This is a genomic window from Mesorhizobium sp. A556 (assembly GCF_054489545.1).
Genome location: NZ_JBTMXA010000008.1, coordinates 155,936 through 179,744, shown reverse-complemented (window position 1 = coordinate 179,744; position 23,809 = coordinate 155,936). Strand labels below are relative to the sequence as shown.

Annotated in this window: 23 protein-coding genes and 3 pseudogenes; 20 read left to right on the top strand and 6 right to left on the bottom strand. The window is 58.3% G+C overall.

Going from position 1 to position 23,809, the window contains the following annotated elements:
* From ACX3P0_RS17020 to ACX3P0_RS17000, 5 genes are all read left to right on the top strand, one after another.
* Entirely contained in the window at positions 1 to 378 is a 378-nt protein-coding gene (locus ACX3P0_RS17020; RefSeq protein WP_459090251.1) for a hypothetical protein, read from the top strand.
* 73 nt (positions 379 to 451) lie between these two features.
* Positions 452 to 1,426, top strand: coding sequence for an OmpA family protein (locus ACX3P0_RS17015; protein ID WP_459090249.1), 975 nt, complete (start codon positions 452 to 454; stop codon positions 1,424 to 1,426).
* 648 nt (positions 1,427 to 2,074) lie between these two features.
* A complete protein-coding gene (gene dctP / locus ACX3P0_RS17010; protein ID WP_459090247.1) occupies positions 2,075 to 3,181 on the top strand; it encodes a TRAP transporter substrate-binding protein DctP in 1,107 nt (368 codons plus the stop codon).
* 85 nt (positions 3,182 to 3,266) lie between these two features.
* On the top strand, positions 3,267 to 4,505 hold the full coding sequence (locus tag ACX3P0_RS17005) for a TRAP transporter small permease subunit (RefSeq protein WP_459090245.1): 1,239 nt from the start codon (positions 3,267 to 3,269) through the stop codon (positions 4,503 to 4,505).
* Positions 4,506 to 4,509: 4 nt separating this feature from the next.
* Complete coding sequence (locus ACX3P0_RS17000; protein ID WP_459090243.1) at positions 4,510 to 5,865, top strand: TRAP transporter large permease; 1,356 nt, start codon at positions 4,510 to 4,512, stop codon at positions 5,863 to 5,865.
* 113 nt (positions 5,866 to 5,978) lie between these two features.
* On the opposite strand, the gene ACX3P0_RS16995 is transcribed toward ACX3P0_RS17000, so the two are convergent.
* On the bottom strand, positions 5,979 to 6,512 hold the full coding sequence (locus ACX3P0_RS16995) for a hypothetical protein (protein WP_459090241.1): 534 nt from the start codon (positions 6,510 to 6,512) through the stop codon (positions 5,979 to 5,981).
* Between the two features lie 1,089 nt (positions 6,513 to 7,601).
* Between ACX3P0_RS16995 and metK the strand changes: the two genes are divergently transcribed.
* The 3 genes from metK to ACX3P0_RS16980 all read left to right on the top strand — a co-directional run bounded on the left by metK (position 7,602) and on the right by ACX3P0_RS16980 (position 10,796).
* Positions 7,602 to 8,789, top strand: coding sequence for a methionine adenosyltransferase (gene metK, locus ACX3P0_RS16990; protein WP_459090239.1), 1,188 nt, complete (start codon positions 7,602 to 7,604; stop codon positions 8,787 to 8,789).
* A 61-nt stretch (positions 8,790 to 8,850) separates the two neighbouring features.
* Positions 8,851 to 9,900, top strand: a complete 1,050-nt coding sequence (locus ACX3P0_RS16985) for an adenosine kinase (RefSeq protein ID WP_459090237.1) — start codon at positions 8,851 to 8,853, stop codon at positions 9,898 to 9,900.
* A gap of 74 nt (positions 9,901 to 9,974) precedes the next feature.
* On the top strand, positions 9,975 to 10,796 hold the full coding sequence (locus tag ACX3P0_RS16980; RefSeq protein ID WP_459090235.1) for a class I SAM-dependent methyltransferase: 822 nt from the start codon (positions 9,975 to 9,977) through the stop codon (positions 10,794 to 10,796).
* A gap of 113 nt (positions 10,797 to 10,909) precedes the next feature.
* On the opposite strand, the pseudogene ACX3P0_RS16975 reads toward ACX3P0_RS16980, so the two are convergent.
* A pseudogene (locus ACX3P0_RS16975) lies at positions 10,910 to 11,052 on the bottom strand (IS3 family transposase); the annotation flags it as partial.
* 759 nt (positions 11,053 to 11,811) lie between these two features.
* Between ACX3P0_RS16975 and ACX3P0_RS16970 the strand changes: the two are divergent.
* The gene (locus ACX3P0_RS16970) at positions 11,812 to 11,967 is read left to right on the top strand and encodes a hypothetical protein (protein ID WP_459090233.1); all 156 of its coding nucleotides are present in this window, start codon (positions 11,812 to 11,814) and stop codon (positions 11,965 to 11,967) included.
* Between the two features lie 401 nt (positions 11,968 to 12,368).
* Positions 12,369 to 12,710 carry a hypothetical protein gene (locus ACX3P0_RS16965; RefSeq protein WP_459090231.1) on the top strand — a complete coding sequence of 114 codons (342 nt, stop codon included), beginning with the start codon at positions 12,369 to 12,371 and terminating at the stop codon, positions 12,708 to 12,710.
* Positions 12,711 to 12,932: 222 nt separating this feature from the next.
* Here the strand turns inward: ACX3P0_RS16965 and ACX3P0_RS16960 are convergent, their stop codons facing one another.
* Positions 12,933 to 13,820, bottom strand: a complete 888-nt coding sequence (locus tag ACX3P0_RS16960) for a LysR family transcriptional regulator (RefSeq protein ID WP_459090229.1) — start codon at positions 13,818 to 13,820, stop codon at positions 12,933 to 12,935.
* 122 nt (positions 13,821 to 13,942) lie between these two features.
* Between ACX3P0_RS16960 and bla the strand changes: the two genes are divergently transcribed.
* On the top strand, positions 13,943 to 14,797 hold the full coding sequence (bla, locus tag ACX3P0_RS16955) for a subclass B3 metallo-beta-lactamase (protein WP_459090227.1): 855 nt from the start codon (positions 13,943 to 13,945) through the stop codon (positions 14,795 to 14,797).
* Between the two features lie 124 nt (positions 14,798 to 14,921).
* On the top strand, positions 14,922 to 15,320 hold the full coding sequence (locus ACX3P0_RS16950) for a hypothetical protein (protein ID WP_459090225.1): 399 nt from the start codon (positions 14,922 to 14,924) through the stop codon (positions 15,318 to 15,320).
* 67 nt (positions 15,321 to 15,387) lie between these two features.
* Here the strand turns inward: ACX3P0_RS16950 and ACX3P0_RS16945 are convergent.
* Positions 15,388 to 15,714 (bottom strand): annotated as a pseudogene (locus tag ACX3P0_RS16945) (DDE-type integrase/transposase/recombinase); the annotation flags it as partial.
* Between the two features lie 40 nt (positions 15,715 to 15,754).
* Between ACX3P0_RS16945 and ACX3P0_RS16940 the strand changes: the two are divergent.
* Positions 15,755 to 16,270 (top strand): annotated as a pseudogene (locus tag ACX3P0_RS16940) (IS6 family transposase); the annotation flags it as partial.
* Here the strand turns inward: ACX3P0_RS16940 and ACX3P0_RS16935 are convergent.
* A complete protein-coding gene (locus ACX3P0_RS16935; protein WP_459090332.1) occupies positions 16,204 to 16,575 on the bottom strand; it encodes a PAS domain-containing protein in 372 nt (123 codons plus the stop codon). The pseudogene ACX3P0_RS16940 and the gene ACX3P0_RS16935 overlap by 67 nt on opposite strands.
* A 346-nt stretch (positions 16,576 to 16,921) precedes the next feature.
* Between ACX3P0_RS16935 and ACX3P0_RS16930 the strand changes: the two genes are divergently transcribed.
* The 5 genes from ACX3P0_RS16930 (at position 16,922) to ACX3P0_RS16910 (ending at position 22,501) form a co-directional block, all read left to right on the top strand.
* Positions 16,922 to 18,424: an FAD-dependent monooxygenase gene (locus ACX3P0_RS16930; protein ID WP_459090223.1), complete on the top strand. Its 1,503-nt coding sequence runs from the start codon at positions 16,922 to 16,924 to the stop codon at positions 18,422 to 18,424.
* Positions 18,425 to 18,545: 121 nt separating this feature from the next.
* On the top strand, positions 18,546 to 18,755 hold the full coding sequence (locus ACX3P0_RS16925) for a CsbD family protein (protein WP_459082510.1): 210 nt from the start codon (positions 18,546 to 18,548) through the stop codon (positions 18,753 to 18,755).
* Positions 18,756 to 19,024: 269 nt separating this feature from the next.
* On the top strand, positions 19,025 to 20,737 hold the full coding sequence (gene kaiC, locus ACX3P0_RS16920) for a circadian clock protein KaiC (RefSeq protein WP_459090221.1): 1,713 nt from the start codon (positions 19,025 to 19,027) through the stop codon (positions 20,735 to 20,737).
* The gene (locus tag ACX3P0_RS16915) at positions 20,734 to 21,033 is read left to right on the top strand and encodes a circadian clock KaiB family protein (RefSeq protein ID WP_459082508.1); all 300 of its coding nucleotides are present in this window, start codon (positions 20,734 to 20,736) and stop codon (positions 21,031 to 21,033) included. The genes kaiC and ACX3P0_RS16915 overlap by 4 nt, the downstream gene beginning before the upstream one ends.
* Positions 21,026 to 22,501: an HWE histidine kinase domain-containing protein gene (locus ACX3P0_RS16910; protein ID WP_459090219.1), complete on the top strand. Its 1,476-nt coding sequence runs from the start codon at positions 21,026 to 21,028 to the stop codon at positions 22,499 to 22,501. Before ACX3P0_RS16915 ends, ACX3P0_RS16910 begins: the two co-directional genes overlap by 8 nt.
* Positions 22,502 to 22,866: 365 nt before the next feature.
* On the opposite strand, the gene ACX3P0_RS16905 is transcribed toward ACX3P0_RS16910, so the two are convergent.
* Positions 22,867 to 23,052, bottom strand: a complete 186-nt coding sequence (locus tag ACX3P0_RS16905) for a hypothetical protein (RefSeq protein WP_459090217.1) — start codon at positions 23,050 to 23,052, stop codon at positions 22,867 to 22,869.
* 297 nt (positions 23,053 to 23,349) lie between these two features.
* Between ACX3P0_RS16905 and ACX3P0_RS16900 the strand changes: the two genes are divergently transcribed.
* The gene (locus ACX3P0_RS16900; RefSeq protein ID WP_459090215.1) at positions 23,350 to 23,562 is read left to right on the top strand and encodes a MucR family transcriptional regulator; all 213 of its coding nucleotides are present in this window, start codon (positions 23,350 to 23,352) and stop codon (positions 23,560 to 23,562) included.
* Positions 23,559 to 23,720: a hypothetical protein gene (locus tag ACX3P0_RS16895; RefSeq protein WP_459090213.1), complete on the top strand. Its 162-nt coding sequence runs from the start codon at positions 23,559 to 23,561 to the stop codon at positions 23,718 to 23,720. Before ACX3P0_RS16900 ends, ACX3P0_RS16895 begins: the two co-directional genes overlap by 4 nt.
* The last annotated feature ends 89 nt before the right edge of the window (positions 23,721 to 23,809 follow it).

The following is a 23,809-nucleotide window of genomic DNA, read 5'->3' as shown; positions in this document are numbered from 1 at the left end:
ATGAGGTTGCTGCTCCTCATGGTTGCTTTTGCCGGTCTATGGGCCGGGCCGGGCCGGGCCGACGATATCCGGTTCTACCAGCCGGCCACCGCATCGGCCCCCGAGACGCTGTTTGGCATTGATGCGCAAGGTCTCACCGGGCAAATCGAACGGGCGCTCATCCAGGATACGGGCTTTGCCAATCTGCGGTCGTTTTCGGTGCATTGGGAGCGGCCGACATTCCGCTGCCTGGTGAAAAGCCATGAGCTATACGAGGCACAGCATGGCGTCTGTCTTGTCGAGATCGGAGCATTTCAGGTCGCGGCTACGGCGCTCATCGTCAAACGTGGCCAAGAAAATGCATTCGACGTATCGATCCTCGATGCAATGATCGAGTGAGTATCGGGCAAACGTATGATTATGGGAAAGCCTTACGCCGATAATAGCGGGGTCGGGCAAGAGAGGACGCAACATGGCTTTGACGGAAACCGCGATATTTCTGGCATTGGGCGCGGTCTTACTCTCCGCTTCAGCAGCGCTAGCCGCCGACGTGGCTGGCAGCGCCGACCATCCATTGCTCCCGCGCTACGAGGGTTCGGAGATCGTCAGCTACACCGCGGAGAAATTCACCGATTACCGGCTGCTCAACGCGCGGGCGAAGAATTACGGCGGGCTCGACAAGAACCTCGATGCCACCCTGCCGCTCGAAGGCAAGGTGATGCGCATCAGCTATCGTGCACCGGCCGACCGCTCGGTCTTGGAGGTCTTCCGCAACTATGAGAACACCCTGAAGGCTGCCGGTTTCGAGGCCGTCTTCACCTGCGAGACGGACGCCTGCGGCGGGCGAAACTTCAACCACGCGATTGCGACCGGCAAGCTTTATTCGCTGTTCGGCGAATATCAGGCCGAACAGCGCTATCTGGCAACCAAGCAGTCACGGCCCGAGGGCGATGTCTATGCCGCAATCTACGCCGTGATGAACAAGGCCGGCGGCGGTGCGAATGCAAACCGCGCCATGGTGCAGCTCGATATCGTCGAGCTGAAGCCCATGGAAGCAAAGATGGTGGTGCTCGACGCCAGCGCACTCCAGTCGGAGATTGCGACGGAGGGGCGGGTTGCCGTCTATGGCATCCTTTTCGATTTCGACAAGGCAGATATAAGGCCGGATTCCGAGCCTCAGCTTCAGGAGATTGCCGCACTCCTGAAGGACAGCCCCGACCTCGAGGTGTTGATCGTCGGCCATACGGACGCCAAGGGCGCGTTCGACTACAACCACGATCTGTCGCTCAGGCGTGCAAAGGCCGTGGTCGGGGCGCTGTTGTCCGGTTACGAATTAGACGCCGACCGCCTCACCGCTGTCGGCGTCGGCATGGCTGCGCCTGTCGCTACCAATCGCACCGAGGAGGGCCGGACAAAGAACCGGAGAGTCGAGATCGTCGAGCGGTGAAGGGTAGGACCGTCGCACCGGCCACGGGCGACGGCGTGCGCAAGGAACCTCGGCCACGATCAGAACAGAGCCAATAGGCCTTCCGTTGGAATACTATCGTGGCCGTCCTGTGAAGACAGCGTCACGCCGAGAAGGCGGATGCCTTTCGTGACTGGGAACCCATCCTTCAATAGTGCGCGCGCCGCGTCGAGCAACTCATCCTACCCAAAAAAAAGCCGATTGCGAAATTGACGATCTACACGCGGACCGCTTGCGACCCCAATTCAGCTATTCCGAGCTGGCTGCGCCAAACCCATAAGCGGCTATTCGCAGCTTCAAGGTGGTGGCAGCTACGCGCCTCTTGCCTGAGTTCGTCCGGAGCGAACCGCTTCTCAGGCCCTCCCATTTCGACAAGCCTAGCCCACATCGATAGCCTCCGTACAAACCATCCACGGCTATGGAACCGAATCCGGACGGGGAAAGCGAGCCTTCAGAAGGATTCGGTTGGCATGAAGATTGCCTGGTCAGACATGCATCCCGCGACAGGTTGTCACATGCAAACAAGAATGCGACACTGTCGCCGTGCAAGGCGCGCCCGTACTTGCAGGCAGTCCGCAGAAGACGCCGGGTGTAATGGCGCGGCCTTAACTGTAGGGAGGAGAGAATCCGATGTCTGAAGTGACCAGAAGGAAGTTCATCCGCAACTCGGCGCTGATAGGTGCCGCCACGGCAGGCTCCACGCTTGCCATGCCAAGCATCGCTACCGCGCAGGGCCAGACCACGACCTGGAAGATACAGACTTCCTGGCCGGGTGGGGCCGGCCTCAAGATATTCAAGGACTGGTGCGCGACGATCGTTGAGAAGACGAGCGGCCAGCTCGCCTTGGAGCCTTACGGGGCCAATGACATTGTCGGTGACTTCCAACTCTACGACGCGGTCAAGAATGGCGTCCTGCAGGCTGTCAATCCGTTCACCATTTATGCTCAGGGCATAATTCCTGCTGCGGTATTTCTAACGTCGTATCCGCTCGGCCTGCGCAACCCGAGTGAGTTCGACGCCTTCTATTACGGCCTCGGGGGACTGGAAATCGCCCGCGAAATCTATGCCGCGCAGAACATGCATTTTGTCGGCCCCGTCCAGCATGACGCCAACATCATCCATTCGAAGGTTCCTATCCGCTCGGTAGACGACTTCAGCGGCCGCAAGATGCGCGTGCCGGGCGGCATGGTCGCCGAAGTGTTCCAGGCACTCGGCGCCAAGACGACGGTTCTTCCGGGTTCGGAGATTTTCCCCGCGCTCGAGAAGGGTACCATCGACGTTGCCGACTACACCGGACCGGCTGTGAACTATGCACTCGGGTTCGCGCAGGTGACCAAATACATATCAATGGGGCCAGCCGGATTCATGTCGGTCTATCAACCGGTCGACTTGATGGATATCACGGTCGGCATGGATGCTTGGAATTCCCTCAGCGACGAGATGAAGCAATTCGTGGAGATGGAAACTCAAGTCTACTCGAATCTCCACTTCGCAGGCATCCAGCAGGCCAACCAGGACGCATGGCTCAAGTTCGAAGAGGAAGGAACCGAGATCACGCGCCTGTCGACCGATGATGTGGAAATCATGACCGAAGTGGCGGTGCCGATCTGGTTCAATTGGGCCAACAAGGACAAGTATGCCGCCCGCATCTTCCAAATCCAGCTCCAGTACATGAAATCCGGCTCGCTGGGTTATGTGGACGACGCCATGCTGGAAGGTCAGGAAATCAAGCTCTGAGTGCTTGCGTTCACCCGCATATTGGGCGCCCTCCGGTCCGGGGGCGCCTGCTTTTTCTTTTCCCCTTCGATTTCTGGAGAGACGAATGCCATCATTGACGTTCGTGCTGCCTCACTGGCTTTACTGGGCGGGGCTGGTCATATTCCCTGCGCTCGCCATGATCCTTGCCCGCCGGTCCTCGATCACCGGCACGCGTCCCTTCTCGCTGCCGCTTGGGTATTTCATCCTTGTTACCGGCGGCATGCTCGGATTGCATCGCCTCTATCTCAGAAGCAAACTGGGGTTTGTCTTTATACTGGCTTTCCTTTTCATTCTGGTTGCCAACGCGCAGCAGCGGGACGCGCGCGTCGCACTCTCCAATGCCGCCAATCAGGTCAGCACCGCCCAATCGGCTCTCGAACGAGAGACGGGGCGTTTGGCCGGCTCCGCCGAACGAATCGCGCAGCTTCAGACCCAGTTCGAAGAGGCGGAAGAAGGCAGCATCGCGCAACGATTGGCGGAGCGAAAGATTGAGAGCGCCCGAAGCAAGGACGAGAGGAGCAGGGAACGGATTTCGCAGGCTGAACAAACATTTGAACGGGCAAAGCCGGTCGCTGATGCGGCAAGAACAAGCTTCGTGACCTGGCGCAGCCGGGCCTTCTACGCATTCATCGTCATTCTTGCAGCGATGGCAATTGATGCGATCCTGCTGCCGCGGCTGGTGGCTACAGCGAACCGGCGCAAACCGGCAGAAACCATTGGCGAACCGCCTTTGGTAGGGCCCAACTCGACGATTCCGACCGAAGACGAAATACTCGGCCGCCAGCCCGATAAAGCCTATCTCACCCGCGGATGGACTGGCGCGATCGACCGGCTGTCCATGCTGACCGGCGAGTTCGTTTCGTATTGGGCGGTCATCGCCGTCTTTGTCTATTACTACGAAGTCATGGCCCGCTACGTCTTTAACTCACCAACGATCTGGGCACATGAAAGCATGTTTCTGATGTTCGGTATGCAGTATTTGATCTGCGGCGCCTATGCCATGCTGACCGAGAACCATGTGCGCGTCGACATTTTCTATGCAACCTGGTCGGCACGACGCAAGGCGATCATCGATCTTCTCACCTCGATCTTTTTCTTCATTTTCGCCGGAGTGCTGCTGGTGACGAGCTGGATTTTCGCCATGGATGCGACGCGTGTTTCCGAAGTATCCTTCACCGAATGGCGCATCGCCTATTGGCCGATGAAATGGGCCATGGTGGTCGGCGCCATACTCCTGTCCCTGCAAGGCATATCGAAATTCACCCAAGATATCCGGGCCATCGCCCAGGCACGGGAGACCTGAGAAAATGGGCATCGATATTTCCATTGGGTGGCTAACCCTGATCATGTTCGGCAGCCTTCTCGTGCTGCTTCTGGCAGGCTTGCCCTTGGCCTTCGTAACCGGCGGCCTAGCCTGCGTGTTCCTTTTCATCCTCGGGGATGCGGAAACGCTGAATATTGTGCCCAGCCGTATCTTCCCGCTCATGACGAACTATCAGCTCTCAGCCATTCCACTGTTCATCTTCATGGCAGCGATGCTGGAACGCGCGGGTATCATCAACGATATGTTCGACGTCATCTATAAGGTGCTCGGCGGACTGCGGGGCGGGCTGGCGGCCGCAACCATCATCGCCTCTACGATTCTTGCGGCGATGGTGGGCGTCATCGGCGCAGCGGTGGTTACGATGGGTATTATCGCCCTGCCCGCCATGCTGAAGCGCAAATACAACGCCGAGATTGCTATGGGCTCCATCATGGCCGGCGGAACGCTTGGAATCCTGATTCCGCCCTCGATCCTGGCGATCATATACGCGGTGGTGGCCGAGCAATCGGTGGGGGAACTGTTCATAGGCGCTGTGCTTCCAGGACTTCTGCTCTCCGGTCTATACATCATCTACGTGATCGTGATGTGCTACATCAATCCGGACAACGGTCCCCCGATCCCGATCGAGGAACGCATATCCCTCCCCGCCAAGGTGCGCCTGGTGGGCAAGATGGCGGCGCCCATCGCGTTGGTCATAATTGTTCTAGGGGTGATTTTCGCCGGGATCGCGACACCCGTCGAGGCAGCCGGTATCGGAACTTTCGGCGCTTTCATCGTCGCGGCGATCCATCAGAATTTGAACTGGGCGGCCGTGCGCGACGCTACCATGGTCACGCTCAAGGCGACGGCCATGGTCGTCTGGATCATGTTCGGCGCGACGATTTTCGTCGGCCTCTATGTTATCGAAGGCGGACAGGAATTCGTGCAGGAATCGATGAAGGCCACCGGGTTCGGTCCATGGGGCATCCTCATCATCATGATGATAATCCTGATCATTCTCGGAATGTTTCTGGACTGGGTCGGAATTCTGCTTTTGTGCGTCCCGATCTTCGTGCCCATCATCGAGAACCTGGGTCCGGCTGCCTTCGGATTCGAGGATTCCAGACATTTGGTTCTCTGGTTTGGTGTGCTCTATCTGATCAACATGCAAATGAGTTTTCTCTCGCCACCCTTCGGCTATGCGCTCTTCTATTTGCGCGGCGTGACACCCCCATCCATTCCGATGACGCGCATCTTCAGGTCGGCCCTACCTTTCCTCGGAATTCAACTTATCGCGCTTATAACCTGCATGCTGTACCCGCCGATCATCACCTGGTTGCCGGATCTTGTTTATGGGTGATTCGAACCGGTTGTGATGGGGTGGACCTGTTGGGGCGGTTAACTGAATGCTGGCGTCATCGTAAGCGCGCTGTGCCGCCGGTGCATGCATGGCTGCCAGGATTTAACATCCACTCAGCCAGTCGGTTTGGCGGCGACAAAGATGACGGCTCTCCTCTCATCGTGAAATTCAATTGCGATTACATCTTTGAGCATGACCCCGTGGGAATCGATCGCATGATAAAGCATGGCATTGCCTTCCATCTCCAGTCGGAGTTGTGCGATCTCGGATTCGTGCCGTTCGATCTGCGTCTCTAGAGCGGATGGCAACCCGTCATCGATAACGTCTGTCAAGAAGACGATCTCAATTTCATCGAGGAAGGTTGTCTTGCGTACAGCGCTGGCTGCTTCGACGGTCTTGTCAATGGCAGCTATGATACGGCTCGCATTGTCGCGCGCGGTTGTCTCCCCTTCCTCGACATCAGAATCGATAATCTTTTGTAGCGACTGGTCGCTTTTGAGCCCCTGCGCACTGAGCGGCGCTAAAGGCAGAGTGAGTATGAATGCCAATGCAAAGGCTGCGAACAAAGAAGGGCCACAAGCCAGGCCGGAAGGCAGCGTCGTAGAGTAGGTCAGGTCAAGGCTCCTGCTTTTCGACTTATCGTGCATGGACGAACACCGGAAGGCAACCCCGTTGCGAGAGCCTCGTTCCGGGCGCCGCAGATCGAGATCACGGAGTAGGAACCTGAAGTCTCAGTTGGTCATCGCCCCGCGAGCTTAGCTATTTGACCATTGACTGCTTCGGCATCGACGTGATCGTGCGTAACCAGTAGGATCGGAAGCCGCCTGGCGGCGACCCGGTCAATTACAAGGCGACGGGACTCGCGGCGCAGGTCGGAATCGGGTTTGGAAAAGGGATCATCGAGGAACGAGGCCTCGCCGCTGCCAGGAGCGTCCTCATGAGGGCGATACGAGCGCGCTCCGTTTGATAACGTAGTCAAATCGCGGCGCTCGAAGCCCGGCCTCCGTCAATGCTTCGGCGATCCGCTCCCGCCGCGCCTTTCGCCCTGCCACCGAACACGCAAGTCGGGAGGCAAGATTGGCACCGATCGGCAAGTGCGGGAATAGCAGCTCATTCCGGAAGAGAATGCCGATGCCGCGTCGTGCCGGCGGAAGCCTGCTGACGGATTGCCGATCGATACACTCCCTGTTGCTTGAAAGGGCGCGGCGCGGCTTCAGCACTGGTTCAAAGGGCCTCCGGCTTTGTCGCTCAAGCATTGGATCGACCAGCGTTTGTCGAGTGCTACCGTAACCGGATCTGGCTGTAGGCCAAAGACTGGCGTGCGCGGCTAGCACAAAAAAAATTCATTTTAAACCGTGAAAAGAAAATAGCTTTGTCTTAGCGTCGGTTCAGTGGGTTGCCCAACCAGTTTTTGGCTGACCTGCGAGGAAAATCTCGTGCCCTGAACATTTTCAGCGCATGTCCATCAGGACCACAAGAGGTTTTCGGCTCGCCGTCGGCTGATCCATCGGCCGTACAAATCGAAGAGCGATCCGGTCTCTGCTCCAGCGTGAGCAAACCTTCCGGGCTACGTCTCGCCTGTAGGCATCTGAGACGTAGGTGACTCGCGCCTTCTCTCGCGCAAATCTGAACTGCGTGCGTGGTTGAACCCATTGATCGGGCTCCGACCCGGCGTCTCACTTCAACCCGACAATCGTGCGGCCGCCGCGCGCGCAAGGACACAAAGGAGATAAATGATGCTGAACCGCAGCTGGCTGTTCACGAGCGAGTCCGTTTCCGAGGGGCACCCGGACAAAGTCTGTGACCGCATTTCGGACGAGATCGTCGATGCGTATCTGGCCGCCGATCCTCAGTCACGCGTTGCCTGCGAGACGCTGGCCACGACTAATTTCATATGCGTTGCCGGGGAAGTACGCGGTCCCTCCGATGTGCTGAAGGACATCGAGGAACGTGTCCGCAATGCCGTGCGAGACATCGGCTACGAGCAGGACGGCTTCCACTGGAAGAACAACGAGATCGTCGTGAAACTGCATGAGCAGTCGGCTGACATAGCGATGGGTGTCGATAGCGGCGTGGACAAAGATGAGGGCGCTGGCGATCAGGGTATCATGTTCGGCTACGCTTGCACCGAGACGAAGGAGTTGATGCCCGCTCCTATCGTCTTCTCCCACCGCATCCTGCAGCTCATGGCCGAGGCTCGGCGCGCCGGCCAAGAACAGTTCCTCGGCCCGGACTCCAAGAGCCAGGTCACTTTGCTCTACGAGAATGGAAAGCCAGTCGCCGTTGATTCCATCGTTGTCTCGACGCAGCATGTCGAGGGACTTGATCAGGCAGCGGTGCGTGAGATCGTCAAACCCTATATCGCCAGGGCACTGCCCAAGGGGTGGGCTTGTCCGGAGGACAAGCTTCTGGTGAACCCGACCGGCCGGTTCGTCATCGGTGGCCCAGATGGTGACTGTGGCCTGACTGGCCGAAAGATCATCGTCGACACCTATGGCGGCGCAGCACCCCATGGCGGCGGTGCATTCTCGGGTAAGGATCCATCCAAAGTCGACCGGTCCGCTGCCTATGCGGCACGCTGGCTAGCGAAGAACGTCGTCGCGGCCGGGTTGGCTGACAAATGCCAGATTCAGCTGGCCTATGCCATCGGGGTCGCCGAACCGGTCGCGCTCTACATCGAGACTTTCAACACGGCGAAGGTGGACACAAATAAGCTCGAGAAAACACTGCGCGACATGGTTTCGCTGACGCCACGAGGTATCCGCACCCAACTCGATCTCAACCGGCCGATTTATGCCCGAACGGCCGCCTATGGCCACTTCGGCCGTGTCGCCGAGGACAACGGAACTTTCTCCTGGGAGCGTACGAACCTCGCCGACGAGTTGGCACGATCCTTCGGCGGCATGGCTCAAGCCGCCGAGTAAACCCGCTTCCACGTTCGGGGCAGGCCAGCATAATTTGATAAACACACGAAGGGTCCAGATCATGACGGATAGGTCTCTCGATATCGTCGGAGTGGGCAACGCCATTGTCGACATTCTGGTGAACGTTGATGCAGCCACACTCACCAAGTATGGCCTGGAGAAGGGAGCGATGCATCTCGTCTTGGACGAGAACACGGTGTGGCAGCTATGCGAACATCTTGGACCGGCGATGGAAAGCTCGGGGGGCAGCGTTGCCAACACTGTTGCCCATATGGCGGATGCGGGGCTGGCCTGCGGCTTTGTCGGCAAAACCGCCCAGGATCAATTCGGCAAGGTGTTCGCGAGCGATCTCAGGTACATCGGCATCGACCACTATGTCATGCCGGCGACGGATGGCGAAGGCACCGGCCGGTGTCTGGTTCTCATCACCCCAGATGGCGAGCGCACGATGTGCACTTTTCTGGGAGCGTCAGTGTCACTCGATGCCCCTGACGTCGTCGCTTCGATGCCCGAGCGCTTCGGCACCGTCTTAATCGAAGGTTATCTGTGGGACGCCCCGCACGGTCCGTCTGTCATCGATGCTGCACTCGATTGCGCAGATGCCGCGGACGCCAGAATTGCGGTGACGCTCTCCGATCCCGGTTGCGTCGAACGCCACCTGGACGAGATCCGCGGCTTCGTCGATCAGTATTGCGATATCCTTCTCGCCAACGAGGCTGAAGCTTATGTTCTAGCCGGCGAAAGCGATCTTGAGGCGATGCTGGATCATGTTGCCGAGAACGTTCCGCTCGCCGCCGTGACACGCAGCGAACGCGGATCGGTCATCGTGAGCAATAGCACACGAATTTGGACTCCGGCGGTGCCGGTGGACAGCTTGGTCGACACAACCGGAGCCGGCGACGCTTATGCGGCGGGGTTTCTCGCAGCGCTTCTCAAGGGCGCCAGCCCCGCGGAAGCCGGAACTGCGGGGGCCGTCCTGGCTTCCCGAGTAATTGGCCACTTCAGCGCAAGGCAAAAGCCGCAACTGTTTCCATGTCCTGTTGGAAGAACGCGAACTGGCGACGACACGATTGTTGTGCGCGCACAGGGCGTGAATGCGCTCCGTCAATAGCAATACGGCAAGACCACAACATAGGAGATGCTACGTTGGACAATATGACTTACGATAATACTGGCAAGATAAATATGAGTGAGATCTACAATAAACCTGATCCATTCATCTATTTTTCGACGCTATCTGAACTCGGTTACCGGATACCTCAGGAAGCAAAGCCACGATTTCAGCAATTGATCGAAGCCCGGCGAAGCGCCACCCAATCCGACAGCACAAAAGTCGTTGATCTGGGCTGCTCCTACGGGGTCAACGGTGCCCTTTTGAAGCATGGGCTATCCATGGACGAGCTCTACCGGCTGTATGCAGAGATCAACGATCCTGAGACGCTTCTTGCCCGGGATCGTGAGCTCTACGCCGCGCCGGTGGATCCAGCGATCGAAATGGTGGGCGTTGATCTAGCCGAGCGCGCTGTTTCCTACGCGGTCGAAGTGGGAATGCTGGACGCTGGTGTCGTAACCGATCTCGAGACGACAGATCCAACGCCAGAAGAGGCCGCAACGCTTGAAAACACCGATCTCGTCATTTCAACTGGTTGCGTCGGCTATGTCAGCGAGGTCTCGCTGGAACGGCTCCTGCGATCAAGTCTCGACAGTCGTCCATGGATGGCACACTTCGTATTGCGCATGTTTGATTTCGGAGCTTCCGAGGAAATGCTGACGCGGCACGGCTATGTCACGGAAAAAGTGGCTGGTGTTTTCCCTCAGCGCCAATTCGCGTCGTCAGAAGAGCGCCAGCAGGTGCTCGACAATCTGGACGGGATGGGGCTCGACGCCACCGGTATCGAAGCGACCGGCTGGTATTTCGCGGAACTTCATGTCGCCCGGCCAGAAGAGGTCGTAAAAGCGATGCCTCTTGATAAGATACTTCCAAGCAGTGATCTGCAGATCGCCTGATCAACTTGGAGGATTTCCTTCTTGATCGACCTTGAAAGGTTTCCGTCGTCAGAACATTCGGCTCAGTTTGCGGCGTAGCTTAGCGGAGTGTCGGGCTCGTCTTGGTGTTGATGTTAAGCGGCGATCTTGCGGTGCTGCAAGCGCCGGTGTTGGATAGTTTGGCGTTTGCGATCCTTTCTCGCTGTTTGATGATGGCTGCGGCCCTGCCGAAGTAGGCGTCGGCTGGCGTCACGTTGTCCAGGCTCTCGTGATAGCGCCCCGCTTGTCGGCCAGGGACATCTCTGATTTCCTGACGTGGGATTACCGTCGCCAACGTGCCGCGGCGTTCCATAGTTTAGGAGATGCGAATGACCACTGAACCAATCAGCCCCGAATTACAGACAGCGCTAGACCGCATCGACGTGCTTGAAGAGACCGTGAGTGGCCTGCTCACCTATGTAGTCATGCATGCTAGGCGTGAAGGATGGTCAATCGTTGACCCTAAGTCCCCAGCCGTCCAAGCGCTACTTGAGATCAATCGTCCTGCAGGCCGAAAGCTAGACACGAGCCATAGTGCCGATGGATTTGGCGGAGCCGTACTCGATCGAATCAACGCGCAACGCGGCAGTTAATCCTACCCGCTTACCTTCCGCTTGTCGGTTAGAGGCATTGGTGAGATGCTTCGGACGTGGCTGTTGGAGCAACCGGGATGAAAGCGTCTAGGTTCACAGAATTGAACGCTTCTGAGGAACTAGAGGGGCGGAAAAGCGAAAAGCATCAGCACGACCGCACCCGAGTAAGGCAGGAGGCTGGTGACGTGGAGTGCCTCCAGTGTGGCAGATTGTTCCACGCTACCGCCGCGTCAGCGCGCAGAGTGGGTCTTTGCGCCGAGTGCCTGCGCAGCGGTTGACTTGCCCATTCCACGCTCGGCGCGCTGTCAGCCTCTACCGCGACTGGCTCTGAGGCGCTCGATTTGCTGGAGCCTCTGCAATAGGCTATCCGGGTTTGTCCAAGCCCATCAGCCTAAGGTCATCCGATGAAAGATCACAGCGACGAATACATCTACACCAGAGACAAGAGAACGCCTGAGCAGCAGAAGGCCGATACCCGCCAAGCGATACGCGGCTGGATATATCTAATCGTCTTCACAACCACCGTGTTTGTCCTGGCAAAGCTCTTTGTCGTGCCTTAGCCGGCCGATTGCTCTGACGATCTACCGGGCTGCTCTATCCTTCTGAAACTCGTCCCCGCCATCTCAGGATAGACCGGGGAACGCGCCGTGTCGACCCGACGACTTCCGAGACTGGGAGCTACCCGCGCTCGGCGCGCTGCTAGCCTCTACCGCGAGACTGGCGACCTCTGAACCTTTTCGGCAATGCCGCGTTCCTACTTAGCTGCGGGTCGTGTCAACCGGGCCCGACGGTACGGTGAACAGGAGGATTTTCCCGATTTCCCTTCCTGGCCAACGAAATGGCAGACGAGCACCTCATTCCGTCCGATCCGCAGCATTAGCACGATAAAACGTGATGACGTGATGCGGAACCAACGACCGCACTTCAAATTGTCCTTCATCGCAACGAAGAGGACAACCCAATGAACACTTTCACAAAGATTGCCACTTCCGCGACCACCGCGCTGCTGCTTTCCGGCGGCTTGGCAATGGCGGATTGCGCGGACACGACGGCCTCAACCAGCAATTCCGCCGATGCAACCAAGACGCCTCCGATTTCCAAGGACGGTACCAAAGCTCCTTTGGAAGTCCAGCCGAATAAGGGCGCCGCCGCCAGCCCTCAGAAGGATGGTAGCAACATGCCGATGGCGGAGGATAAGAACGTCGCGACATCTCAACAGGATGTTGAAGCACAACAGCATGGCGACAAAACCGCTGCAGCAAAGGCAGAAGATAAAGCCGAGCCGTGCGGCAATAAGGGATAATGCCGTAGGAAGTGCGGGTTGTGATGCGAAATGCAAAACCCGTCTCAAGGGCGGGTCACCGGCGCAATTCCGCGGATGGACATTTATCGGTTGGGGAGTATGACGAGCACAATTTGCACGGCGCGTCTATATTTGCTCCTGCCAAGAATGTCAGCGCTGTAACGGTGGCATCCGTCGGAGGCTTACCCTGAAAAATCATCGCGAGTTGTGCAGCAGCATGTATCAAGCAGTATCGCCAATCGGTCCAGCCTGCCCCAGCAGCCAGTTGGCAAAAGCCTGCATTGCGCCTGAGGGGCGCTTGCTTTGCAGCCTGGTCAGCCAGTAGCTGCCCAGCCCGATTGAAACATCGAACGGCTGGACGATCTCGCCGGTGGCCAGCAATCTGGCAAACATCAACGGCGGGGCAAGGGCGACGCCCGCACCATGAATGGCGGCCTCCATCATCGCAAGCGAGGAATCGAACGTCATGCCGCGCACGGCGGCAGGCCCTTTCAGCCCTGCCGCGGCAAACCATTTCGGCCATTCATCATTGCGGTACGAGCGCAGCAAGGTCTGCTGAAAGATATCTTCGGGAGACGAAAGCCCGGCGGCGACCTGCGGACTGCACAGCACAGACAGCGGCGCCTCGAACAGCTCGATCGCATCCAGACCGTGCCATGCGCCGGCGCCGAACCGTATGGCGTAATCCAACCCTTCGGCGGCGAGATCGACGCGATTGTTGTTGGTGGAAAGCCTGAGATCGACAAAGGGCGCCTGCTCCCCGAAGGTGTGCAGGCGAGGCAGCAGCCAACCAACGGCGAAGGTTCCCACCGCCCCGACGGCCAGCACCTCGCGCAGATGCCCCTCCTCGAACCGGTCGAGTGTCTCGCCGATGCGGTCGAAGGAATCCCGCACCACTGGCAGCAGGGCCTCGCCCTCTTCGGTGACCATCAGGCCGCGCGGCAATCGCCGGAAGAGCGACACGCCCAGTTGCGCCTCCAGATTCTTGACCTGATGGCTGACGGCCGCCTGAGTGACGCAAAGCTCAATCGCAGCGCGGGTAAAACTGTGATGCCTTGCGGACGCCTCGAAGGCGCGCAAGGCGTTAAGCGGAAGACGAGGCCGATCCATCGATACCCAAATAATTCTAATGTCTCTGCCGAGATATCATCGTTTGCCGGTCGCGGACATAGCGAATACGCCTCGTCACCGGGTTCTCAGGGGCATTATCACTTACAAGGACATTCTTCGGCATGAGAAAAATACCGGTATCGGCGCTGGCATTGGCTTTCAGCATAAGCATCGGTGCATGCGCCATTGCGGCCCCGCCGGCTATCTGGAGCCAGCCGACAAAGCCGTTCAAGATTACCGATAACATCTATTATGTCGGCACGCGGGGGCTGGCTTCCTATCTGCTGGTGTCGGACGGGCAGGCGATCCTGCTCGATGGAACACTTGCCGAAAATGCCGGGCCGATCGAAGACAATATCAAGGCCCTGGGATTCAAACTCGAGGACGTGAAGATCATCCTCAACAGCCATGCCCATTACGACCATGCGGCCGGAACTGCGCAGTTGAAGCGCGATACGGGCGCGATATTCATGGCCATGGAACAGGACAGGCGCGCGCTTGAGAGCGGCACGCCGGAAGGCGACACCAATTATGGCATCATCCGCTTCCCGGCGGTCAAGGTGGACAAGGTGCTGCATGACGGCGACGTCGTTGCGCTCGGCGAACTTCGCATGACGGCCACGCTCACCCCCGGCCATACGAAGGGCTGCACGACATGGTCGCTGAGGGACACCGACGAGGGGACGGAACGGCAGGTCATCTTTCCCTGCAGCGTCAGCATCGCGGGCAATGCCCTGGTCGGCAACAAGGGCTATCCGGGTATTGTCGCGGATTTTCGCACAAGCTTCGAACGGCTTGGCGCCATGAAAGCCGACATCGTTCTGCCATCGCATCCACAAGTGACCGGCCTATTCGAACGAAAAGCCAAGCTGGACGCCGGTGACAAGGCCGCCTTCGTTGAACCCGGCCTGCTGCATGACATCGTCGAACAGTCGCGCATCGCCTTCGAGAAGGAACTCAAGGCGGAGCAGAAGTAGAATTATCAGCCAACGGAAACATACCTCGCAATCGACGCATCGCCTCCGGGAGGTATCGCGCCGATATCGCGACGTTGTCAGTGCTGGTCCAAACCGGAAGCAAGTGGACAGATGGAATTCAGAAATGAGTGGTAGCCTGAAGGCAGTTCTAGTAACGGTTGTTCTATGCGTGACCGGCACTTTGGCGATAGCTCAGCCAGTGTTCGAGGAAGATGGGCCGTTTCGGAGCGGAGAGGGCTTCGGCACGACAGCAACCTGCGAGACGATCGGTGACTGGATCGATCGTGTGCCCGATTATGATGGCCGGATCACCATGGTTATAAAAGGCTCGATCGAGGAAAGCCACTGGGACGGCGCCCTAGCCTATCTCATTATGTGTAAGCCGGAAGGCATTCAAATTATGTGTGTGACCTATGCACAGCGTAAGGCATCGCGTGAGATCGTTCTGTTTGCGGGCGGCTACAGCCGTGTTGGCGAACGTCAGATCATGCTTGATCCGTGTCTGATATATCCAGTGGATTGAGCCAGCACGAACACGGGTTTGTTGCAACCGTTGACTGGAAACGTAAAGAGGCCTGCCTCGAGGCCAATTATGCGGCAAGAATTGCGAACTGTCCGGCTAGGGCCGGACTCGGATTGAAGGCGTATCTCGCCTGTCGCTTGCGCATCATGTGGACCATCTCGATGCCGGACAGGATGATCGCGGCTGATGTCTGTGATTTGAAGCTAAGCATTGGCCGGACGCGGCGCTTGATGCGCCGATGATCCTGCTCGATCCGGTTATTCAGATATTTGCTCTTGAGTATCCGGATCGGCTTCAGCCGGCGCCGGGAGCGGGTCTGCAAGCGATTTATGGTGTCTCAGGAAACGATAGCATCGTGGTTGGTTCGGCTACCGTCGATAACGACGCTGACGGGGAACACCCGGGAGCGTCTACAAAACTCGGGGCTATACAATATCCGTAAGCGCTCTGCCGGCAGGCTTGGTGACAAGTGGCACCTCGACGAAGTCGTCCTCACGACTCGGGGCAAGAAGCATTGGCTCTGGCGGGCCGTCGATCAGAACGGCTTTGTTCTCGATGTTCTCGTCCAGAGCCGCCGAAATGCCAGGGCGGCAAAGCGTTTGATGCGCAAGCTGCTGAAAGGACAGGGCCAACCACCGCGTGTCATGATCACCGACAAGCTTCGGTCTTATGATGCAGCACGGCGGGAGATCATGCCTGGTATCGAGCACCGGTCGCACAAAGGCTTGAACAACCGAGCCGAGAATTCTCATCAGCCGATCCGACGACGGGAACGGATCATGAAGCGTTTCAAGTCAGCAGGTCAGATACAGCGCTTCGTCTCCATCCACGACCCAATCGCCAGCCTCTTCTACATTCCCCGCCATGAGATGGCATCCCGGCATCATCGAGAACTGCGGGAAGCGGCGATGCGCATGTGGAACGATGTCGCTCGGCTCCAAGCCGCTTGAACACCACCTGCCAGACCAATTCTCGAGCAAAGAAAGTTAAGTTTACAGTATCGGCGGTAGATATTTTCACCCCGCTTCAAGCGGGTTAAAATTTCGTCGAGAACATGACGATCGCTGTAGAAGTCGGCAAGGTGATGCCCAATGTATTCGTCTGCCCCATACCCCAGAAGTTCCAACTCAGCCTTGTTCGCACACTGTATAACGCCATCTGGACCAACAACATGGAGTGCCACGATGCCATTATCGATGAAATCTTCGTAGCTGAATTCGCTTTGTATGGAGTCTGTCCGCCGAGGGTTTGCCATGCCTGCGACATCATCGGCCATCTCGGCCTCGTCTATGAAATTTCTCCGTGGGCCCGTTCGCAAGCCGGGGTATCTGATGTAACACGATGTTGGTGCGATTGTTCCCCTACAAAGGCACAAATCCGCGCCGTCAGGCGTATTCTCTTTCGACAGATACTCAAGAATTCAAAACGCGGTCGTGAAATCTTCCAAACCGGATTGTGGCCGTAATGCCTGTCAGGCCCCTCTCTGTACTTGGTGACGAGGCAGTCAAGTTCAGGAATTGGTGGATCGCGTTTTATCCATTAACTAATGGCTGAAGAGGGCCAGAAGAGATGCCTACGATGATGCCGACCGGAGTGTGGCGATGAGCGAGCTTGCGGTGGTGATCGTTGGCGCAGGCCCGACCGGGCTGATGCTGGCAGGCGAGTTGGCACTGGCAGGCGTCGACATCGCCATTGTCGAGAGGCGCGTCAGCCCGGAACTCGCCGGCTCCCGCGCGGGTGGGCTTCACGCGCGCACACTCGAGATTTTGGATCAACGCGGCATCGTCGACCGATTCCTGGCGGAGGGGCAGAAAGCCCAGCCCTATGGGTTCGCCGGGATCACGTTCGACATCAGTGCCCTTCCCACAAGGCACAATTACGGGCTCGGGCTGTGGCAGAACCGCATCGAGCGGATACTGGCCGGCTGGGTCGACGAACTCAAGGTGCCGATCTATTGCGGCATTGAGGCGACGGGTTTCGCGCAGGACGGTTCCGGCGTCGATATTGACCTCAGCGATGGTTCGTCGCTGCGGTCGAAATATCTCGTCGGGTGCGATGGCGGTCGCAGTCTGGTCCGCAAGGCCGCCGGCATTGCGTTCCCCGGATCGGATCCGACGACCAGCAATCTGATCGCTGAGGTCGAGTTGGCCGAACTGCCGCCGGAATGGGGAACCCGTCGTGACGAGATCGGCATCCATTCCCTCGGCCGCGTAAAATACGAGATCCGCGACGGCCAGATCATCTACGCAGATAAGGGGCCGGTGCGCGTCCTTGTGACCGAACGGCAGATCGGAGCCACCACTGAGCCCACCCTCGACGACCTTCGTGAAGTGCTCGTGTCCGTCTATGGGACCGATTACGGGGTCCATAGCCCCATCTCGATCTCCCGGTTCACCGATACGGCCCGGCAGGCCGCGGCCTACCGCAAGGGACGGATACTGATCGCGGGCGACGCCGCCCACATACATCCCCCGGACGGTGGGCAGGGTCTCCAGACCGGCGTGCAGGATGCGGTCAACCTCGGATGGAAACTGGCCCAGGTGGTCAAGGGGACGTCACCAGAAAGCCTCCTCGATACCTACCACACTGAGCGCCACCCTATCGCTGCCCGCGTGTTGCGTAACACCATGGCCTCAGTCGCGCTGCGCCGCGATGACGATCGCACCAAGGCCGTGCGTGACACGATGGCCGAGCTGCTCTGCATGGACGGGCCGCGCCAGCGATTTGCCGCGATGATGTCGGGGCTCGACATTCACTACGATCTCGGCAAGGGACATCCCCTGCTCGGACGCCGCATGCCCGACCTCGATATCGTTACTGCCAACGGCCCACTACGGGTCTTCAGCCTGCTGCATGACGCCCGGCCGGTGCTCCTCAACTTCGGTGAGCCGGCCGCGCTCGACATCACGCCGTGGGCGGGTCGGGTTCAGTTGGCCGACGCCAGATACGATGGTCCGTGGGAGCTTCCTGCGCTTGGGGCGATAACGGCGCCCACCGTTGTGCTGGTCCGACCCGACGGCTATGTGGCATGGGTTGGAGACCAAGCCTCGCAGGGGATCACCGAGGCGCTAAGAGCTTGGTTCGGGCCGCCTACTGCGGCGTAAACCCGTGGCGGCGGATTCTCTGGGTATCGTCCGATAAATCCAATTATTTGACATTCCAAGCGAACAAAAAGACTGGTCCGGCGTTTCTCTCATAGGCGATCCCCGCCTTATGGAGATAACCATGGACTGGAACCGCGTCGAAGGAAACTGGAAGCAGGTAAAGGGCAAGGTCAAGGAACAATGGGGGAAACTGACCGACGACGATCTTGACCAGATCGCAGGCCGGCGCGATCAACTCGAGGGCAAGATTCAGGAGCGGTACGGCATCGAGAAAGACCTCGCAAAACGCGATGTTGACGACTGGTATGGCGGCCAGACCTGGCTAGACTGATCGGTTCAACCCAGGAGCAATCGACATCCGAAAGTGCCCGACGTCCCTTGACACAGGCGTCGGGCACTTTCGTTCATGAGAACCAATCAGATCGCCCGCATACCACGCCCGATCACTGAAGTCGGTTGGTCCTAGACGACCAAGCAGACGAATATTAGCGATCCCTGTATCGTTAGGGCCGGTAGCCTCTTCCGCGAGGCTGATTTGTTGCCAAGCGAACCGTCCTTCTCTAAGGGTGATGCAACTTATCAGACGAAAGTCGTGCCTCAATGGCAGATGCTTATGGCATTTCGAGATCCCCTACCGGAATTGACGGATTCGATGACCTCACCTTGGGCGGCCTTCCGACTGGCCGGCCAACGCTTGTCTGCGGCGCGGCGGGTTGTGGCAAAACGCTCTTTGCCTCTACGTTTCTCGTGCATGGAGCACGTGAGTGCGACGAGCCGGGCGTCTTCGTCACCTTCGAGGAGCGCCCGATCGACCTCATCAACAATGTTGCTTCGCTTGGTTTCGGGCTCGACAAGCTCATCGCGGACAACAAGATTTACATCGAACACATCGCCATAGATCCAGCAGAACTGGCCGAGATCGGCGAATACGACTTAGAGGGCTTGTTTATCCGGCTCCAGATGGCGGTCGAACAGGTCGGCGCCAAGCGCGTCGTGCTCGATACGATAGAGAGCTTGTTCTCCGCTTTCACCAACCCGGCAATCCTGCGTGCGGAAATCCGCCGTTTGTTCGACTGGCTGAAAGAGCGCGGACTGACCACCGTTATAACCGCCGAGCGTGGCGAGGGGACTTTTACCCGCAGCGGCCTTGAAGAATACGTTTCGGACTGTGTGATCCTGCTCGACCACCGGGTGGAGAGCCAGATTTCGACGCGCCGTATGCGGATCGTCAAATATCGTGGCACGGCGCACGGAACCAATGAATACCCGTTCCTCATCGACGAGGATGGTTTCAGCGTGCTTCCGATAAGTTCGATCGGGCTCAATCACACGGTTTCCGACGAACGCATATCCAGCGGCATCTCCGATCTTGACGCGATGCTCAGCGGTGGCGGCTTCCATCGCGGCTCGAGTATCCTGATTTCCGGTGTCGCCGGCTCCGGTAAGAGTTCGGCCGCCGCGAGCTTCATTGACGCCTCCTGCCAGCGCGGCGAAAAGGCGCTGTACTTTTCGTTCGAAGAATCTGCGCTCCAGACCGCCCGCAACATGCGCTCTATCGGCATCGATTTGCAGCGGTGGATGAAAAATGATTTGCTGCGCTATGTGGCGGCCCGGCCGACGCTCTATGGCCTGGAGATGCATCTGGCCATCATGGTTCGGGAAGTCGTCAAGTTTCAGCCGAAGCTTGTCGTGCTCGATCCTGTCTCCGCTTTTGTGGCGCCAAACGATACGACGGAAGTGCAGGCCATGCTCCTGCGCATGGTCGATTTTCTTAAGGCGAAGGGGATCACCGCGGTCTTCACGCATCTGGCACACGCCAAGGGCGAGGAGACGCAAACCGAAGCTGGCCTATCTTCGATGATGGATGCCTGGATATTGCTGCTTAATCGAGAGAGCAACGGCGAATTCAATCGGGAACTGTATCTGCTCAAGGCGCGCGGCATGCAGCATTCCAATCAGGTGCGCGAGTTCGCCATGAGCGAGAAAGGCATCGAATTGCGCGAACCGTATCTCGGAGAGGGCGGTGCGTTGACGGGTTCGTCGCGGCGTGCGTTCGAGGCAAAGACCAGCCGCGAGAAGACTGTCCGCGCTGCCGAGCTTTCCCGCTTGCAGCAGCAACTCGATCATCGTCGTAAGAAACTCGAAGCGCAGATCGAATTGCTTAAGACCGATCTTACGTCCGATGAGATGGAACTTGAGCGCATGATCGAAACCGAGACTGCCTATCTGGCGCAACTCGATATCGACGAGAGTGAAATGCGCCGCAGCCGTAAGGATGACGGCGCCCCAGTGAAGAAACGTAAATCGAAATGACCGAGCAAGACAGCAACCGACGCAAGCTGGTGCTCTATGTCGCTGGTCAGACGCCCAAGTCACTGGCGGCGATCGCCAACCTCAAGCGCATCTGCGCGGAGCATCTGGATGCCCAATATATCGTCGAAGTGGTCGATCTGAAGCAGAATCCGATGCTCGCGCGCGAGCATGGAATTGTGGCGATCCCCACGTTGGTGCGCCAGCTTCCCGTGCCGATCCGCAAGATCATCGGCGATCTTTCGGACACGCAAAAGGTGCTCGTCCACCTCGATATGAGCGGCATTCCTCATGAGTGACCCCGTCAAAGGAAGTGGCCATCACGCAGGCCCTTCCAATGAGGCCGAGGAAACACTGCGCGCAATCCGCGAAGGCGAAGTCGACGCCCTCGTCATCCGCCGGGCCATGACGGAGGAGGTCTTTTCCCTGCAAGGCTGGGACGATTCGTACCGCGCCTTCATGGAAACGATGGACCACGGCGCAGCGGCCTTGGGCGCGCATAGCGAAGTGCTCTATGCCAACACCGTCTTCTGCCAGTTTTTGGGAAAGCCTTTGTCGGCGTGCCAGGGAGAGTCCTTGCTCGACGTCCTGCCGGGGACGGTTCGTCCGACGATTGGGGACCTGTTGGAGGATGCACGAACGGAAAAGCAGACGGCGGAGATTTCGCTGGAAAACCAGGGGGAAAAGCAGTTTTTCCTGGTCTCGGCGGCACCGTTCAACACCGGAGTCGTGTCAGGGTTCGCGCTGACCCTGACCGATCTGACCGACCGCGTGCGGGCGGAAAAGAGTTCGGCTTCGGAGCGAGCTGCCCGCGCCATCATCGCCTCGGCGAACGAAGCCGTGGTTGTGTGCGACAACGATGGCCGGATAACCCATGTGAATGCCGCCATGCTCGCCATCCGCGAGGGCGAACTCATCGGTGAACTCTTTGGCGAGGCCGTAAAGCTGACGTTTCCGGCGGTCTCCGGTATTGCGAATTCCGACGATCTGATCTCCACGGTTGTGAACGGAGGGACTTTGCAGGGCATCGAAGCTCATGCGCCGGATGCGCCGCGCGTCAAGGACGTTTTGATCAGCGCCGCGCCCCTTACACATGAAGGAGAAGCAATCAACGGTTGCGTCATCACCCTAGTTGACCTGTCGCAGCGCAAGGTCACGGAAAAGCAGCAACTGCTGATGATGGGTGAGCTTGACCATCGCGTCAAAAATACACTGGCCCTGGTGCTGTCCATATCCAACCGGACGCTTTCCAAGGAAGATACCTTGGAAGGCTTTCACAAGTCGTTTTCCGGGCGCATTCAATCACTCGCCGCTACTCATAATCTGCTGGCGGACAAAGCATGGACAAACCTGACCGTCGCGGATGTCGTCAAAACCGAGTTGGCGCCGTTTGTCTCACTCGACAATAGCCGTGTTCAGCTTGAACAACTCGGTATCGGGATCACACCCCGCGCAGCCATCGCGCTGGGCATGACCATTCACGAATTGGCGACCAACGCTGTCAAATATGGAGTCCTTTCAACGGAGACTGGCAAGCTTTGTTTGCACGCGCAGCGGGATACCGAGTCCTTGAAGCTGGACTGGATCGAAAGCGGCGGGCCGCCAGTAAAGGAACCTCAACGAAAGGGCTTCGGGCGAACCGTGATCGGGCGAAGCCTGCAATATTCTCCCAACGGTGGCGCGGATCTGGATTTCCATCCTGACGGGGTCAGGTGTTCGATCCGGATTCCCATCGAGGATGTCGTTGAACTCCGTAAACATCGATAGGTTCGCTACTTCCGAAGGCGTGATCGCGCTGTCGGATACAAGTTGCAGACTGCGAGGCACGCGGCCTGTGAGCAGCGCGTCAAATCACTGGTCGTTATTTCGATGATCGTTTTCTTCTCGACTTTAGTGGTGCGCCTGCATCAGGCGCACCAAGGCCGGGCCGATAGTTCTTGTCCCTCCCCGCATCGCGGCTTCGGCCCTTCCTGTCTGGTTTCGGTCACCGGTCTTGTCCGGCAGAATCCCCGCCAGCCGCGAAGACCGAAGGGCGCAAGGGCGCTGATGACAACTCGGCATATTTGAGGGGCCTGTCCCGCGGCGAAGCCTCCCTTGCGCCCTTCCGGGCGCAAGGGAGGCAGATAACGGGCTCAATGAGCCCGGCGCCCACACTGGTGGGGGTCGTATTCATGGATCACCTCCACCTCGCCGTCCTCGAGATATTCGCTCGGCATGACGCCGTATTCATCATCGACCTTGAACGGCGTCACTGGGATCATCAGGGTGCGAGCGAGATCGTAAGCGTGGTTCTGCGCTAGGCTCAGATTGTGCGACATTGTCTGGCTCCCGTCCTGGTGGGACCAATTCACCGTTCGACAGGCGCCCGTGAGTTCCGGACCGGACAACGATCACCGCCAAGGCAAAGCCGTAGCGGCCGCTGAGGACGGGGATTGGCGCCTCGCCTTGGGAGGCACCTCGCCACGCAAATAGAGCCTTGCGCAGAATCACGCCTACGGTCTTGCTTCCCGGCAGAGAACGCGAACGGTTTCAGGGTTTGCAGCGGGCTGTTCTTGCTATAGCGAAAATCAGGACGGCGGACATGCCATCGCACCTGACCCCAACATGAGTTGGCCATGACCGAAGAAAACGTCGATGCCGGCATCGATCTGATCGAGCTGACCAAGCACATTGTCCACGCCTATGTCAGCAACAATCTGGTCCCGGCTGTCGAGCTGCCGCACACCATTGTCGACGTCCATGCCGCAGTCCGTGGCTTGCAATCAGGCAGCGCGACGCCCCACCCGAAGAAAAACTCGTTCCCGCTGTTCCGGTCAGAAAAACGGTGACGCCGGAATTCATCATCTGCCTGGAAGATGGCAAACAGTTCAAATCGCTGAAGGGCATCGGACGACGCATTCGGTCTGACGCCGGACGAATATCGCGCCAAGTGGGTCTGTCTGCGACTTCTCGTTGGAGTCGCTCAAAAAAGCACCCTGTCGCATGATCTATTTTGCTGTCCGGTCTCAATGCGACACTTCCGACTTCGATCTCTGCTAGATAAGAACTCGGGATTGGGCGCGTCATCTTAAACGA